The organism is Actinomadura citrea (assembly GCF_013409045.1).
Taxonomy (GTDB): Bacteria; Actinomycetota; Actinomycetes; order Streptosporangiales; family Streptosporangiaceae; genus Spirillospora; species Spirillospora citrea.
In genome coordinates this window covers 6,755,934-6,771,592 of the sequence record NZ_JACCBT010000001.1, presented here as the reverse complement: position 1 = coordinate 6,771,592, position 15,659 = coordinate 6,755,934, and the positions used below count along the sequence as shown (strand labels likewise).

The 15,659-nt window shown below is 72.8% G+C and carries 14 protein-coding genes and 1 pseudogene; 5 read left to right on the top strand and 10 right to left on the bottom strand.

Annotated elements, in window-relative coordinates:
• The first annotated feature begins 37 nt into the window (after positions 1 to 37).
• From BJ999_RS31130 to BJ999_RS31120, 4 genes and pseudogenes are all read left to right on the top strand, one after another.
• The gene (locus tag BJ999_RS31130) at positions 38 to 2,599 is read left to right on the top strand and encodes an AAA family ATPase (protein WP_179836564.1); all 2,562 of its coding nucleotides are present in this window, start codon (positions 38 to 40) and stop codon (positions 2,597 to 2,599) included.
• Between the two features lie 53 nt (positions 2,600 to 2,652).
• A pseudogene (locus BJ999_RS42515) lies at positions 2,653 to 2,901 on the top strand (DNA glycosylase AlkZ-like family protein); the annotation flags it as partial.
• Between the two features lie 35 nt (positions 2,902 to 2,936).
• A complete protein-coding gene (locus BJ999_RS31125; RefSeq protein WP_229810155.1) occupies positions 2,937 to 3,737 on the top strand; it encodes a DNA glycosylase AlkZ-like family protein in 801 nt (266 codons plus the stop codon).
• A gap of 73 nt (positions 3,738 to 3,810) precedes the next feature.
• Entirely contained in the window at positions 3,811 to 4,506 is a 696-nt protein-coding gene (locus BJ999_RS31120; protein WP_179836563.1) for a histidine phosphatase family protein, read from the top strand.
• 17 nt (positions 4,507 to 4,523) lie between these two features.
• Here BJ999_RS31120 and BJ999_RS31115 read toward each other — a convergent pair whose 3' ends face one another.
• The 10 genes from BJ999_RS31115 to BJ999_RS42505 form a co-directional block, all read right to left on the bottom strand.
• Positions 4,524 to 5,372, bottom strand: coding sequence for a 5-oxoprolinase subunit C family protein (locus BJ999_RS31115; protein ID WP_179836562.1), 849 nt, complete (start codon positions 5,370 to 5,372; stop codon positions 4,524 to 4,526).
• Entirely contained in the window at positions 5,369 to 5,983 is a 615-nt protein-coding gene (gene pxpB / locus BJ999_RS31110) for a 5-oxoprolinase subunit PxpB (protein WP_179836561.1), read from the bottom strand. The genes BJ999_RS31115 and pxpB overlap by 4 nt, the downstream gene beginning before the upstream one ends.
• Positions 5,980 to 6,732 carry a LamB/YcsF family protein gene (locus BJ999_RS31105; RefSeq protein WP_179836560.1) on the bottom strand — a complete coding sequence of 251 codons (753 nt, stop codon included), beginning with the start codon at positions 6,730 to 6,732 and terminating at the stop codon, positions 5,980 to 5,982. The genes pxpB and BJ999_RS31105 overlap by 4 nt, the downstream gene beginning before the upstream one ends.
• A gap of 43 nt (positions 6,733 to 6,775) precedes the next feature.
• Positions 6,776 to 7,144, bottom strand: a complete 369-nt coding sequence (locus BJ999_RS31100; RefSeq protein WP_229810154.1) for a hypothetical protein — start codon at positions 7,142 to 7,144, stop codon at positions 6,776 to 6,778.
• Positions 7,141 to 9,243, bottom strand: a complete 2,103-nt coding sequence (locus BJ999_RS31095) for a TY-Chap domain-containing protein (RefSeq protein ID WP_179836559.1) — start codon at positions 9,241 to 9,243, stop codon at positions 7,141 to 7,143. The genes BJ999_RS31100 and BJ999_RS31095 overlap by 4 nt, the downstream gene beginning before the upstream one ends.
• A 59-nt stretch (positions 9,244 to 9,302) precedes the next feature.
• Positions 9,303 to 10,934, bottom strand: a complete 1,632-nt coding sequence (locus BJ999_RS42510) for a TY-Chap domain-containing protein (RefSeq protein ID WP_229810153.1) — start codon at positions 10,932 to 10,934, stop codon at positions 9,303 to 9,305.
• A 97-nt stretch (positions 10,935 to 11,031) separates the two neighbouring features.
• Positions 11,032 to 12,570 carry a hypothetical protein gene (locus BJ999_RS31085; RefSeq protein WP_179838940.1) on the bottom strand — a complete coding sequence of 513 codons (1,539 nt, stop codon included), beginning with the start codon at positions 12,568 to 12,570 and terminating at the stop codon, positions 11,032 to 11,034.
• A gap of 187 nt (positions 12,571 to 12,757) precedes the next feature.
• The gene (locus BJ999_RS31080) at positions 12,758 to 13,018 is read right to left on the bottom strand and encodes a hypothetical protein (RefSeq protein WP_179836558.1); all 261 of its coding nucleotides are present in this window, start codon (positions 13,016 to 13,018) and stop codon (positions 12,758 to 12,760) included.
• 141 nt (positions 13,019 to 13,159) lie between these two features.
• Positions 13,160 to 13,942, bottom strand: a complete 783-nt coding sequence (locus tag BJ999_RS31075) for a cytochrome b/b6 domain-containing protein (RefSeq protein WP_179836557.1) — start codon at positions 13,940 to 13,942, stop codon at positions 13,160 to 13,162.
• Entirely contained in the window at positions 13,929 to 14,633 is a 705-nt protein-coding gene (locus BJ999_RS42505; RefSeq protein WP_218935306.1) for a molybdopterin-dependent oxidoreductase, read from the bottom strand. Before BJ999_RS42505 ends, BJ999_RS31075 begins: the two co-directional genes overlap by 14 nt.
• Before the next feature lie 119 nt (positions 14,634 to 14,752).
• Between BJ999_RS42505 and BJ999_RS31065 the strand changes: the two genes are divergently transcribed.
• Entirely contained in the window at positions 14,753 to 15,334 is a 582-nt protein-coding gene (locus tag BJ999_RS31065) for an HhH-GPD-type base excision DNA repair protein (protein ID WP_179836556.1), read from the top strand.
• The last annotated feature ends 325 nt before the right edge of the window (positions 15,335 to 15,659 follow it).

Genomic DNA, 15,659 nt, shown 5'->3' with positions numbered 1-15,659 from the left:
TCCCGTTCCGGGCGGTCCTGCGCTTTACTCGCTCTTGATGGCTTTGTTCGGCAGGTCCCGCTCCCGCCCGGCGAAGAACGCCGCGGCGCGGGATCTTTTCGAGCGCCTGAGATGGCGCTACTTCCAGGTCACTCCCGGGCTGAGGTTTCTGGGGGCGGTGCTGCTCGTCGCGCTCGTGCTGGTGGCGACCGTCCTCCTGGACGGGCCGATCCTCGGCGCGGCCGCGTTCACGGTGATCCTGCTCGTCGTCGTCCACCTGACACTGCGCTCGCCCACGGGCATGGCCGTCGTCGCGGTCATCCTGGCCTGGCTGGCCCTGTCGGTGCCTCTCGGCAGGCTCTACCCGGACGAAGGAAACCCGCCCTATCTGAACCCGTCGCTGCTTCTCGCCCTACTCGCCGTGCCCGTCGCATTCGCCGCCTTCCGCCTGCGTGGATACGCGCCGTGGCGCACGACGCTCCTGGGGTTGGCCGCCGCGGGTGTGGCGACGGCGGCGTGCGCCCACCCGCTGCCGGAGGCCGGCGTCATGCCGGGCTGGCTGGCGGCACTGGCTGTTCTCGCCTACCGCTGGGACCGCGCAAGACGAGCCGTTCCGGCGGAGGCTTATGAAACGGGTTGGGTGCAGGAACAGGCGAGCCCGAAGGGTGACGCCATGGCAGGGCCGCGTAAGAACTCCTCCGGCCCGGAAAAGCGTGAACGGACGGACAAGCCGAGCAGGCCCGACCGGCGCGGTTCCGGAGAGGACGGAGTCGCCGGCGCCGCCGCGCAGGCGATGCACGACCAGCGCGCCGCGGCGCAGGCCGCCGATTCCGGCGCCGCCCCCGAGCGCCAGGCGCCGCCCGAGCGCCGCACGGAGTCGCCGGACATCTCCGTGGCGGACGCGCTCGCGGAACTGGAGAACATGATCGGGCTGGAACCCGTCAAGCGGCAGGTCCGCTCCATCGCCGCGTCCATCGAGGCCGCGCACATGCGCGCCGCCGCCGGGGTGCCCACCGAGAAGCCCATGCGGCACTTCGTGTTCGTCGGGCCGTCCGGCACGGGCAAGACGACCGTCGCCCGCGTGCTGGCCAAGATCTTCTACGCGTTCGGGCTGCTGCCCGAACCCGCCCTGGTCGAGGCCCACCGCGCGGATCTCGTCGGCGAGTTCCTGGGGGCGACGGCCATCAAGACCAACCGGCTCGTCGACTCGGCCTTGGGCGGGGTCCTGTTCATCGACGAGGCGTACAGCCTGGTCAACTCCGCGGAAGGGCAACCCGACCGGTTCGGCGACGAGGCCGTCCAGACGTTGCTCAAGCGAGCCGAGGACGACCGGGACAACCTGGTCATCATCCTGGCGGGGTACGAGACCCAGATGGCGGAGTTCCTCGACTCCAACCCTGGGCTGGCGTCCCGGTTCGGCACGCGTGTGCTCTTCCCTTCCTACCGCCCCTCAGAGCTGCTGCAGATCGCCGATTACCACACCGCCCTGCGCGAGGACCGGCTGGACGTGGAGGCCCGCCAGCGGCTCGCCACCCGCTTCGAAGAGGTCGAACGGCGCGGAATCATCGACGATCTGGGCAACGGCCGGTTCGTCAGATCGCTGGCCGAGGCGGCGGCGCGCGCGCGGGACGTGCGCGTGGTCGAAGCCGTCTCCTCCTCGGGCGCACCGGCCAGACCCACCGCCGAAGACCTGGTCACCGTGCGCGCCGAGGACGTGGAGACCGCCTTCGCCGAGGTCACCGAGCGGTTCCGCGGCTACGCCGAGACCCCGACCCTGGACGAGGCGCTCGGCTCCCTCGACGCGATGATCGGGCTGGAGCCGGTGAAGCGGCAGGTCCGCGAGATCGCCGCCCAGTTGCAGGTGGCCCGGATGCGGCAGGAGCAGGGCCTGGTCACCCGCCCCCCGACCCGCCACTTCGTGTTCACGGGACCGCCGGGCACCGGCAAGACCACCGTCGCGCGGGTCCTCGGCCGCATCTTCGCCGCTTTCGGGCTGCTCGCCCGCCCGGAGGTGGTCGAGGCCCAGCGCGCCGACCTCGTCGGCGAGCACCTCGGCGCGACGGCGCTGAAGACGAACAAGGCCGTCGACTCCGCGCTCGGGGGCGTCCTGTTCGTCGACGAGGCGTACGCGCTGAGCAACTCCGGCTACTCGGGCGGCGACGCGTTCGGGGCGGAGGCGGTGCAGACGCTGCTCAAGCGGGCCGAGGACGACCGCGACCGCCTCGTCGTCATCCTGGCCGGATACGACGCCGACATGACCCGGTTCCTGGCCTCCAACCCTGGGCTCGCCTCCCGGTTCGACGTGCGCGTCGACTTCCCGTCCTACGGGCCGGACGAACTGCTCCGCATCGCCCAGCTCATGGCCGAGCAAGGCGGCGACCGGTGGGAGGAGCGCGCCCTGGACGACCTGGCCCTCGTGTTCCAGCGCGCATGCGGAACGGGCCGGATCGACGAACTGGGCAACGGCCGCTTCGCCCGCTCCATGTACGAGAAGGCGAGCGCGTGCCGGGCGCTTCGAGCAGCACGGCTCGGATCCGCGGCGACCGCCGCCGACCTGACGCTCCTCACCACCGATGACGTCCGGGACGCCTTCGCCGAGTTGTCCCACCGCCTCGCCTGACGGGCGATCGGGTGCCTCGCCTGGATGTCGGTGAGCCGCGATGTAATCGGGGCATGGCCTCGGTGACGTGGAAGCAGGTCCTCGCCTGGCGGATGCGGCGGCAGTTCGTCGAGCAGGCGGAGGACGTGTCCGCCCTGGAAATCGCCCGGCGGCTGGCGGGCGTGCAGGCGCAGGTGGCGTCCGCCGCCGAGTTCGCCATCGCGGTGCGCCGGCGGACGCCCGTCTCCGGCGAGGTGACACGCGCCCTCCTGGACGAACGGACGCTCGTCAAGACATGGGCCGCGCGCGGCACCCTGCACCTCCTGCCCGCTGACGAGGCCGCAGCCCATCTCATGCTGTGCTCGTCCATCCGCAACTGGGAGAAGGGGCCTGGCAGCGGACCTTCGGTGCCACGCCCGCCGACCTCGAGGCGATCGCCGCTGCCGCCGCCGACGCGTTGTCGGACGGGGCGGCGCTCACCCGCGAGGAGCTCACGCGGGCCGTCGTGGACGAGACGGGCTCGCGGCATCTGGCCGAGGTGCTCGGGTCCGGTTGGGGCACGCTGCTCAAGCCGCTGGCCTGGTGGGGCGTGCTCTGCTACGGACCGCCCCAGGGAGCCAAGGTCACTTTCACGTCTCCGGCGCGGTGGCTCCCGGGCTGGACCGGCCTGCCCTCCATGGAGGACGCCGCCCGTACCGTGATCCACGCCTTTCTGGGTGCCCACGGGCCCGCGACCCCCGACATGTTCGACAACTGGCTGATGCGCAAGCAGAGCCGGAAGAAGGATGTCAGGGCGTGGTTCGGCGCCGCCGGGGAGGGATTGGCCACCGTCGAGGTCGAAGGCGTCCCCATGTACCTTCTGGAAGAGCACAGGGAGGAGCTCCTTGACACCGCGCCCACCACGTCCGTCCGGATGCTCGGTGGGTTCGACCAGTACATCCTGGGCGCAGGGACGGGCTCGACCTATCTGGTGCCCGCCGAGCACAAGAGCCAGGTGAGCCGGACAGCGGGATGGATCTCCCCAGTGGTCCTGTACGGCGGGCGGGTCGCCGGCGTCTGGGACGCCGCAGAGGGCGACGTGACCGTGACCCCCTTCGAGGACATCCCCGCCGCGCCGCTCAAGGCAGAGCTGAACCGTCTGGCCTCGCTGCTGGGCTGACCCACGCCCGCCTGGACGGGACGGCCGAACCCCGCTGGTATCCCGTAGGGGCGGGTCGTCTAGGGTGCCCAGCGTGGACGAGCGGGATGAGCCGACCGAGTATCGGCAGACGCCGTACAAGGCGCCGGACGGCGCCACCGAAGTCCTTCTCATCAGGCACGGCGCTTCCGCACCGGCGCGCCCCGACCGGCCGTTCCCGCTCGTGGACGGCCACGGCGACCCCGAGCTCGCGCCCGAAGGACGGGAGCAGGCCGAGCGGGTCGCCGAGCGGCTCGCCGACGAGCGCCTGGACGCCATCTACGTGACGCCTCTGCGCCGAACATCCGAAACGGCCGCACCGCTGGCCCGCCGCCTCGGGCTGGAGCCGCGGGTCGAGCGGGACCTGCGCGAGGTCCATCTCGGCGAGTGGGAGGGCGGCCTCTTCCGCAAGATGGTCGCCGACGACGATCCGGTGGCGCAGCGGATGTTCGCCGAGGAACGCTGGGACGTCATCCCTGGGGCGGAGAAGAACGAGGCGTTCGCCGCGCGCGTCGAGGAGGGTCTCGTCCGGCTCGCGGCGGCCCACGCGGGCGGCCGGATCGCCGTGTTCACCCACGGCGGGGTGATCGCCCAGGCCCTCGCCGCCGCCACCGGCGCAAGGCCGTTCGCGTTCCTCGGCGCGGACAACGGCTCGATCTCACGGCTGGTCAGGCTCGGCGGCCTGTCGTCGCTCCGCGGCTTCAACGAGGTCTCCCACCTGGACTGGTCCGTCCCCGCACCGCTGACCTGAACGCCCTGGACGCCGGGCTAGAGCCGGAAACGAAGCTTCTGGCCGGGGCGCAGCTGCGCGGCCTCGGCGACCGAGGCCGAGGCGAGCACGGCGACCACCGGGTAGCCGCCGGTGGTCGGATGGTCGGCCAGGAAGATGATGGGCAGCCCGCTGGGCGGCACCTGGAGGGAACCGAGGACCATGCCCTCGCTGCCGAGTTCACCGTCCCGCGCCCGTACGAGGGGTGGCCCGTTCAGGCGCACGCCCACGCGGTTGCTGTCCGGCGACACCTCGTAGGGCGTGGACGTGAGCGTGGGCAGCGCGTCGTGAGTGAACCAGTCGTCACGCGGGCCGGGCAGGATCCGCAGGACCGGGGTCTCCGGCAGCGCCGCCGCCGGCACGACGTCCACGTTGATGTGGTGGAGACCCGCGGCAGAACCGATCGGCAAGCGGTCACCAGACGCGAGCGGCGCGGGCCCGAGGCCGGACAGGAGGTCGGTCGAGCGGCTTCCCAGCACTTCGTCCACGGCGACACCGCCTCGCACGGCGACGTAGCTGCGGAGCCCGGAGGTGGGCGTGCCGAATTCGACGAGGGCACCTGCCGCCGCGAAGCAGGGCGCGTTCATTCCGTGAGCACGGCCGTCGATGCGCAGCGTCACCGGAGCGCCGGTCACCGCGATCCAGGCACGTCTGTGGAAACGCAGGGCCGCCCCGCCGAAGGTGAACTCCACGGCCGCCGCGCCCTCCGGGTTGCCCACGAGGCGGTTGGCCAGCCTGAACGCGCGCTGGTCCGCGGCCCCGGACCGGGGGACGCCGAGATGGGCGCGACCGGGCCTGCCGAGATCCTGGACGGTCGCCAGCGGCCCGGGCCGCACGACCTCGATCAAGGACGCTCCTCGGGGACGAAGCGGACGTGCATCCCCGGCCTGAGCAGGGACGGCGGTTCGCGCGACACGTCCCACAGCGGCAGGCGGCTGTGCCCGAGCAGCCGCCAGCCGCCCGGTGACCGGGACGGGTACACGGCCGCGTACGGGCCCGCCACCGCCACCGAACCGGCCGGGACGGCCTTCCTCGGCGACTCGCGCCGGGCCACGTGCAACGCCGGATCCAGCCCCGACAGATAGCCGAAGCCGGGGGAGAAGCCCAGATAGGCGACCGTGTACGAACCCGCGGAATGCCGCCGGACGACCTCTTCGCGCGACAACCCGGTGAGGGAGGCGACCTCGTCGAGATCCTCGCCGTCGTAGACGACGGGTATCTCCAGCGGCTCGGCGTGGCTCACCACGTCGTCGGCCAGGCGCAGTTGCGGGAGTTGCGCGGCCAGGCGGTCCAGGTGGGCGGAGTGCTCGGCCACCACCAGGACGGTCCGTTCTCCGGGGATGACGTCCACGACCCCGGGCAGCGGGGCGTTCCTGAGGGCGGCGTCCATCCGGTGGGCGGTCGCCAGATCCCCGGTCTCCACGAGCAAGGCGGTGTCGCCGACCCGCCGCACCTTCACGCGAACGATTCCAGGACGACGCCCGCTCCGGACAGTGCGGACCGGACGGCCCTGGCGAGGACCACCGCGCCAGGGGTGTCGCCGTGCACGCAGATGGAACGCGCCTTCAACGTGACCTCGGTGCCGTCCACGGCGACGACGGTGCCCTCCACCGCCATCCGCACCGCGCGCCGCACGACCGTGTCGGGGTCGTGGACGACCGCCCCCGGCTCGCGGCGGGACACGAGCGCGCCGGTCGGCGTGTAGGCGCGGTCGGCGAAGCACTCGGCGACGACGGTGAGCCCGTCGGCGACGTCGTGCACCACGGAGCCGGGGAGCGTGAGCAGGGGGAGCGACGAATCGTAGGCCCGTACCGCGTCGGCCACCGCACGCGCCTGGACGGGGTCACGGACGACCCTGTTGTACAGGGCGCCGTGCGGCTTCACGTACGCCACGCGTCCCCCCTCCACGCGCGCGATGCCGTCCAGCGCCGCGAGCTGGTACAGGATTTCGGCGGTCAGCTCCGGGGCGGCCACGTCCATCTCCCGCCGGCCGAAACCGGCGAGGTCCCGGTAGGAGACCTGCGCGCCGATCGTGACCCCGCGCTCGACGGCCGCCGCGCACACCCGCCGCATGGTCAGCGGGTCCCCCGCGTGGAACCCGCACGCCACGTTCGCGCTCGTGATGACGTCGAGCAGCGCGGAGTCGTCGCCCAGCTTCCAGACGCCGAACCCCTCGCCGAGGTCGGCGTTGACGTCGACGACCGTCATCGTCCGCTACCACCGATCATGCCGATCCCACCGATCCCCGCGCTCAGACGGTCTCCTCGCGCAGGTCCTCGACCTCGTGCCGGGAAGCCCACGCCTGGTACACGCCCCGGTCGAACGGCTCCAGGCCGAGCCGCTCCGCCACCGGGACCTTGCCGCCGCCGTACTCCACGCGCAGCCAGCCCTCGTGCTCGCCGAGGACCACGAACGGCTCGCCGCGCCACGTGCATTGTGTGGTCACGTACTGGAGGCGGTCGACGTCCGCCAGGGGCACCACCCGGACGTACCGGTCCGGGGAGACCTGCCTGAACCCCTCCGCGTGTTGCGTGGCGTAGAGGCGCACCTCGTCGCCGTCCGGGCTCGCCTCGTACTCGGCGCCCCGCCAGCCCGCGTAGTAGCCGTGCCGGATGCTCACCCCTGGCCTCCCGGCAGCTTCACGAGCCACCTGCGCAGATCGGCGTCGTAGCCCGCCACGAGGGACTCCCTGCCCTGTGCGTCGAGCCGGTACATCTCGGCCCCGTGCGGAAGGCGCTGGCTCTCGACCTTGAACTCGGGGATCGCCGGCCCGTCGCCCGGCGCGTACCCCGACCCCGGGAACGGCGCCTTCTCGATCACCCATCCGCCCGGGATGATGCCCATGCTCCACTCGTCTATGCCGCCCAGCGGGCGGCGGAACAGGGCGGGCTTCACGGCCGGCCAGCGGATCACGAAGATCTGCTCGTCCGCCGGCGCGAACGGCGACCCTTCGTACACCAGCCCCAGGGCCCGGATCAGCGCGCCGGGGCTTCTCAGCTCCTGGACGTCCTGGAGCCGGTGCACGTAACCGGCGACCAGGTCGTAACCGCCTTCCAGATAGTGCTGCACATGCTCGGGGCGCACGGCCTTCTGCATCACCACGACCTGGGATGCGTCAGCGGGACCCTGGGGCGCCACGCCCCGCGCCCCTGACGGGGCCCGGGCCCCGCGTTCGACGATGCTGGGCGTTCTCTCCGCGCGGGTCTGCGTGTCGGCAGGCGAGGGCTTCGCGGCCGCGGCCGGGACGCTTGGCTTCCGGGTATCCGTGCTTGGTCGCCTGGGCTCTGTGCGGGGTTGCCCGGTGTCCGTCCGTGCCCGCTCCCGCCGGCCGTAGATCGGCGCTACAGGAAGCCCGTGAGGGTCGCTCGGCGTCTCACGGGACGGGGTCGGTGGGACGGCCGGTTTCCGCGCGGGCAGGCCCTGCGGATCGACAGGCGTCTCCCGGGCGACCGACGGTTCCTTCGCGACCGGTCTCTCCCTGGGGATCGGCGTCTCCCTGGTCGCCGGGGCCTGCCCGGCGACGGGAACCTCGGGACTCTGCGGCGGAGACGGGGCCGGCGCCGGAGCCGGGGGCGGCGCCTGGGGCGGCGGGGGCGGAGCCGGTCGTCGCTGGGCGGGCGCGCGGGCCCCGGGCGCGGGCGGACCGTCCGGCGGCGCTGTGCTCGCGTGTGAGGGCGCCGACGGCGCGGAGGGTGTCTCGGTTCGGGGCCGCGCCGGTTCCGGGCGCTGAGGCGGCCTGGGGGCCTGACGGCCGCCGCGCGGGGTGCCGCGGCCCCCGGTGCGGGACGCGGAGCCGCGCGACGCGGAGCGGCGCGTCGACGGGCCGGCCACGTGGACGTCGGTCGGCACCGGCGGCGTGGGCGTCCGGGGCTCCTCGGGTTCGAGGAGCGCGTTGGCGTCCAGGTAGCACGCGCTCGGCAGGCCGGGGTTCACGGCGAGCTGCCACTCCGGGTGCGGCCAGCGCCGCGACAGCTCCGCCAGCGAGGCCCGCCGGTGGTGGATCGCCTGTCCCTGCAGGGAGCGGTCCATGGCCTCGGGCGACGTGAACGCGAGCACGAACGTGCCGTCGCCGAACTGCGCCGTGGCGAACTGGTGATCGCCGCCCTCCGGATCGCCCGGCGAGGGCAGGTACAGCGTCGCGCGCGCGAGCAGCTCCAGATAGCCGTGCTGGTCACCACGTTCGCGGGCTTCGGCCAGGGCCGCCTCCAGGGTCGACCCGGACGGGCGTGCCGGACGTGCCGAGGCCCGTGCGGGACGCTCGTCCTCGGGGACGGCGAGCGCGATGCCGAGACCGGGCAGCGCCAAGGGCCCGCCGTCGGGTCCGGCCTTGCTGGCCTGGTAGACGAGTTCGAGCGGGGACTCGATGCCGTAGACGTCGCGGAACGCGCCCATCATCTGCCCGGCGAGCAGGGCGCACGCCTCCAGCAGTTCCGAGGAGGCGCGGCCGCCGCGCTCGCGGAAGGTGAGCCTGTCCCACCAGTTCTTGCGGTCCTCCTCGTCCGGCGGCTCCCAGCCGAGCGCCCTCAGCCGCCGCTCCTGGCGCGACGCGAGGGGCCGGGGCAGGAACGCGCTGCCGACGGCCTCGGCGTCGAGCGTCCCCTCGGAGCGCATCGCCTGGACGTAGGGCAGGCCGCTCGGACCTTGCACGATGAGGAACGACGTGACCGGCAGCCGTGAAAGCTCCAGTGTCAGCCGTTTGGCGAAGTCGTTCCAGTCCACTGGGATCCACTTTCACGTGCGGGGCGGGATTCCGTACTCGACGGTAGCCGAAGGGCGCGTCACTCGGTCCAGGGAGCCGGAACCGCGTCGGCCCGCACCGGTGCCCAGACGCCGCCGATGGCGTCGAAGACGGCGACCGGTGCCTGCTCGCCCTCGCCCGCCGAGCGCCACAGGCGCGTGCCGTGCGGCGGCCGCATCGGGACGCCCACCGGGCGCGGCCCGGGAGCGGGCGCCTGAGGCCGACGCGCCGGCCGGTCCTGCGGATCGTCGGCCGGGCCGCTGCCCGCCGGCCTCGTGTCGGCCGGCGAGTTCATGGCCGGCGGGCTCACGGCCGGCGGCGGCGTGTCGGCCGGCGTCTCGGCCGGCGGGTCGTCGGTCGGTGCGCCGAGAGGTGCCGCCGCGGCAGGCTCCGGCGCCCGGGGCGGGGCTCCGCCGGCGTCGAGGGCCGCCCGCAGGTCGGCCGCGGTGTACGGGTCGATCGCCGTGTGGGAGTCGTCGTACGGGAAGTCCGACGCCTCGCCCGGCGCCACTCCACCAGGCGTCGCCCCGCCCGGGGCGCGGACGCCGTGCGCCGAACCGTTGACCGGGGTGGCCGAGCCGCCGGCGACGGGGTTCGGCCCAGAGAGCGCGTTGGGGTCGACCGTGCCGTACGGGTTGGGCTCGCTCGGCAGGGGGTCGTACTGGAGGGGATCGGGCGCCCCCTGGAGGGGATCGGGCGCCCCGCCTCGGCCGCCCTGCAACCGCCCGATGACGGACGAGTCCAGGAGCACTTCGCTGGGCAGGCCCCAGTTGATGGCCAGGCGCCACGCGGGATCGGGCCAGCCGGCGGCCAGCCGGCCGAACGAGGTGCGCCGGTACAGGCCGGGGTGCCGGTCGCCGGTGCGCGCCAGTGCCCCGGGCGAGGTGAACACCGTGACATAGGTGCCGCTGCCGATGGTGATGGTGGGGAACTCGGCGCGGTCGGGGTCCTCCACGGCGGAGGCGGTCGCCGGCAGGACCAGGTCGGCGTTCTCCAGGAGCTTGAAGTAGGTGGTGTTGTCGCCGTTCGCCTTGGCTTCGGCAAGGCGGGGTTCGAGCAGTTCCGCGTCCATGCCGGGCAGTGCCTGCTCCGGCAGCGGCAGCCGCGTCCCCGCCGGGGGAGCGCCGGCGGGCAGCGGGTCGGCCCCGGGCAGGGGCTCGGCACCGGAACGGACGCCGCCGGACGACGCGCGGCGCTTGCTCACCCGCGACGGGTCGGCCACCTCGATCCCGAAGTCGAGCAGTTCGATGAGGCCGGCCCCGTGCCGGTGGAACGACTCGTACACGAGGTCGGACGGGCGGCGGACGCCCTGGACGTCCCGGAGCGCCGTGACCATCACGTCGGCAAGCCGCGAGAAGTCGGCGTCGGTCACGCTCGCCATCCCGCCGGGCATGCCCGCCTCCGGCAGCTCCGTCCACCAGTTGCGCGGCGCGGGGTCGGCGGGCGGGCGCCAGCCCACCTCGCTCATGACCTCCTCGTCGGCGAGGGTGAGCAGGAGGGGGCCTTCGAGGAAGTTGTTGCTGACGGCCTCGGCGTAGAGCCGGTCGGGCTCGCGCATGGCCTGGACGTAGTGACGGCTCTCGTCGCGTTCGCGCACGATCAGGATCGTGTCCCGTTCGAGCTCCGCCAGCTCACGTCCCAGCCGCCGGGCGAACTCGGACCACTCCAACAAGATCACTCCCTACGACCAGGGGCCGGTGCCGACCCCCGCGAGACCGCGCCCGGGACCCGATGATTGTCGCCGGGAGCGCGACGCGCAAACCAGGAGTTCAGTCGGGCGGGGGTTCGTGACGAAGCACACGCAGGGCCTCCCGGAGGGCGTCCGGGTCGTCCCCGCAGCGGTCGAGGACGTCGATGAGTCTGTGCAGGATCTCATGGCGTTCGTAGCCGACGTCCAGCAGCGACTGGGCGGTGTCCCACAGGTGCGGCGGCTCGCCGTCCCACAGCAGCCCCGCGAGCCGCACGTGCGCGGCGAGGTGCTCCTCGTCGCCTCCCGGATGTTCGAACTCCAGCAGGGCGCGGCGGTCGCCCGGGTCGGCCGGGTCCAGCTCCGACAGGTCGACGAGGCCGGGCCGCCCCGCCGGCCGGTGCGTGCCCGACAGGAACGGCAGGGCGAACGCGCGGCGGGGGAGGGCCTCCAGGTCGCCGTCGGGCAGGAGCCGGTCGACCAGAGCCCGGTCGAGGCCGAAGGCGGCCGGATCGCGGTAGGCCGCGGAGAACTTCGCGGTGGCGTCCCAGAGGGCGTCCAGGGTCGCCCTGACGCCCTCTTCCGGCAGCCCCGTCCGCCGCCCGGCCCAGCGGACCCACGCGGCCAGCACGTGGGGGACGGCCTCCTGCTCCGACGGGGAGAGCAGGACCTTGCGCGGCAGCCAGTCGAGCAGGAACATCTCGCACTTGATCGGGCTGACCCGCAGCGGCCGCCCGAAGTCGTGCGCGCAGCCGTAGTCGATGATCCGGTCCACGCACCGGATCGCCGCGGAGATGTCCGACAGCTCACCGGCCTCGTCCGAGGCGAGGAACCGCGTCGCGATCGTGGCGCGCCTGTCGTGCCCGTACACCGGAGGCTGGGGCAGGCGGCCGCCCGGCGGAAGGATGTCCACGCGCGCGCGGACGAATGCGTGGTAGGAGCCGAAGTTCTCGTTCACCGGCGGGTCGTCTGTCTCGTCGGTGAGATCCAGGGCGCTCTGCAGCAATGCCTTGGTGTCGCGCGGGTCGAGCTCCTCGAACCGCATCAGCGGGTTGTCGCGGCCTTCGCGGCGGCAGTGGTCGAGGAGCCGGTCCACCCGGGAGGAGACCCAGGCGTCCCGGACCATCCCGCTCGCCGGAGGCCGTCCCGTGCGCGCGCCGGACGCGAACGGACCGCCGCGCGGCTGGACCTCTCCGGCCCTGTTGCGGTCGACCAGGATGACCAGGGCATGCCTTTCGGCGCCCCCGTAGGTGTAGGTGCAGATGACGGAGTCCTGGTCGCCGTAGACGTCCCGGGACGCGAAGCACGCCTCGGGCTCGACCATGCCGACGCGGTCGGCCCAGCCGGGCCTGGCGACGCCGTCGCCCATCAGTTGCAGTGCCGCGCGTTCGGCCTTGGCCGCCTGCCGCGGGGTGCCCATGTAGGCGACCCCGGTGAGCAGCGCCAGTGCCGCGGGCGTGGCGGCGGCCGTGGCGTAGCCGACCAGGGCCTCGCCGATGACCTCTTCCACGTCGCCGTCCGGGATGCGCTGCCCCCACCAGGAGCCGAGGATCTCGCTGACGATCAGCTCGGCGTCCAGGGGACTGCGCACCGCCAGCAGTTCGCGGGCGTGCTGGAGCATGCCGTCGAAAATCGCCGAGACCTCGTCCGGGGGGTTCGGGCCGTCCCGGGCCGGGTCCCCGGAGGAGCGGCTGCGGCTGCGGGGACTCACCCCTCTAGCCTCTCAGATCCGGCGGGGACGGTGGCCCGGACAACGCCGAAGGCCGGAATGGGTCGCCGTCGCGCCACCCGCGTGGGCGATTGGCGGCTCAGCCGTCCGTTCGGTCGGCGACGCCGCCGGCGGGCGCGCGCCCAGAGGGCGGCCGCGATTTCAGGATCCCGGTGAGCTGCTCCCGGGCCATCCGCTCGACTCTGTCCGGCGTGGCCTCCAGACCCAGATGGGCCATGCAGGCCTGGACGTCGGCCACGCACCGGTGCACCGCGTCTGAGGGGAAGGACCCGAACTCGTCGCAAAGCCGGCGTGCGAGCGTGTCACGTGTCTCGTTCCGGTGATCGGCCAGTGCAGGCATCAGCGCACACCTCCGCGCACGGGGTACCGGCGGGCGGGGACGCCGCCGGTGAGACGGAGCGCTCCTCGGACCGGCCCTGGCAAGGGAGCTTCAGTGAGAACCCCGCCTCGATGTCACATTCCAGCCCCCATGCGGGCAGAGTCAAGACATGCCGGGAGGTCGTTTCGCAAAATCTGGACCCCGTTCACCGGACGTCCCCCGAGGATCGGCCGTCGCCTCGCCCGCCTGCGCACCCGCCCCGTCCACCTGCGCATTCGCCCCGCCGGCGGCCGGTCGTCCACCGGCGTCCGGGGTTCTTCCCGCGGGGACGGCCCAGCTCGCGTGATGCCGTGCGGCCCAGCCGGGGTCCACCCGACCGGTCAGCATCCCCGTCAGCGCCTCGCGATCCCGCAGCGCCTCCCACAGGTGCCCGGCGGTCACCGCGAGGACGGCCAGGAAGAGCCAGTCGTGGACGAAGGTGGAGCCGGTCCGCCACCGGTCGCCCCACGGACCGGGGAAGGTCATGATCTCGCCGGTGCCGAGCATGACGAGGATCGCGCCCGCCGTGAACGCCGCGTTCAGCTTCTGGCCCGCGTTGAACTTGCCCACGGGCAGGACCCCGCGCCCGTCCCGCACGGCCCTGCGGTCGCCGCGCCTGAGCCACTGCCAGTCCGCGGGCACGAACCTGTTCAACCTGCGAAGGTCGGCCCTGAACGCCCGGGACAGCAGACCGAGCACGATCGGCGCGGGCAGGGCGAACCCGCACCAGACATGGACGGTCCTGACCATCTCCCTGCGGCCCACCAACGCCGACAGCGGCGGCAGGTAGAGCAGCGCCGCGGTCAGCAGGCAGACCAGCATCAGCAGCGCGGTGACTTGATGGATCGAGCGTTCGGCCCGGGTGAACCGTACGAGCCGTCCCGACGACGGCTCAGGTCGGCGCATCGCTGCGTCCGTTCGACCGTCCCACCCAGGCGTCCACGTCGTAGCCGAGTTCCTCCCAGTAGCCGGGCTTCACCCGGTCGGTCAGTTCGATGCCGCCGAGCCATTTCAGCGACTTGTAGCCGTACATGGGCGCGACGTACAGCCGTGTGGGGCCGCCGTGGTCGTGGGTGACGGGCTTGCCGTCCATCTGGGTCGCGACCAGGACGTCCCGGCGTCGCGCCTGCTCGAGCGTCAGCGACTCGGTGTAAACGCCGTCGAACGACGTGAACCGCACGGCCCGTGCCTGGGCGGACACGCCGACCGCGTCCAGCAGGTCGGGCAGAGCCACGCCGACCCACCGCACGTCCGGCACCCGCCAGCCCGTCACGCACTGGAAGTCCCTGTCGAGCACTGTCTGCGGAAAATGCGCCAGATCGGCCATCCCAAACGATTGCGGCTTGTCGACAAGGCCGGAAACGGTCACCCGGTGCGTCGCGGCGCCGTGCCGCTTCACGCCGGACGTGACCGAGTAGTAGCGGAACCCGCCGGCGGCCGGCAGGACGTCCCCGATCGGTCCGACCGGCGCCAGCGCCCGGCTCACCTTGTCCTGGACGGATGCCCCCACGGCGACCCCCGCCACGCCGAGGCCGAGCATCCCCAGGACCACCCTCCGTCCTACCGGGCTGCCTTCCGCCCGTTCGTCCTCGCTCACCGTTCCATTCGAGCACCCGCCGCCTGCGGCTCGCCAGGGTCCGGGGGACCTCGTAAGACTTCTGACAGATCCGGGCGTCGCCCCCCAGCAGGATCCGGGCGCCGCCCTAAGCTGAGCCCATGGCCACGAAGGTTCACCTCGCACAGCGTCCGGAGGCCGACGAGCTGCTCGGACGCAGTCCGCTGGCCGCTCTTGTGGGCATGTTGCTCGACCAGCAGGTCCCGATGGAATGGGCGTTCTCCGGCCCCTACACCATCGCGCAGCGGCTCGGTTCGGACGACCTGGACGCCCACGAGATCGCCGCCCATGACCCCGAGCGGTTCGCGGCGCTCCTGGCAGAGAAGCCGGCGGTCCACCGTTATCCCGGTTCGATGGCCAAGCGCGTCCAGCAGCTGTGCCGGTACCTCGTGGACCACTACGACGGGGACGCCGAGAAGCTGTGGAAGGGCGTCGACAGCGGCAAGGAGCTGTACAAGCGGCTGAACGCCCTTCCGGGCTTCGGCAAACAGAAGGCACAGATCTTCCTGGCCCTGCTGGGCAAGCAGTACGGAATTCGGCCGGACGGCTGGCGCGAGGCGGCCGGCGACTACGGTGAGGAGGGCTCGCACCGGTCCGTCGCCGACATCACCGGCCCCGACTCTCTCGCCAGGGTGCGGGCCTTCAAGCAGGAAATGAAGGCCGCCGCCAAGGCCGCCGAGTAAGGTCGGGAGCGGGGTGGAACTCGCCGAACGTGGCGAGTTGACATCCAGTGACGCTTGCACGCCGTAACATCTCCTACTCGCCGTCCTTGCCGGGCCGCCCCGCGGGCCCTCCACGACGGTGTCCGAAACCGACGAGTTCGTCTGGGGCCGAAGGGACAAGGATGTTCAGCAGGGCTTCCGTAGGCGGCGAACCATCGGGATGATGAATACCTGACTCCGACCGGTGTTGTGATGGAGGCGGGAGCGTTAACCTGCTCCCATTCACTCATAGTGATGAATAATTGCCGCGCGGTACGGGACCCTCTGGGGCGGAGGTGTTGTCGTT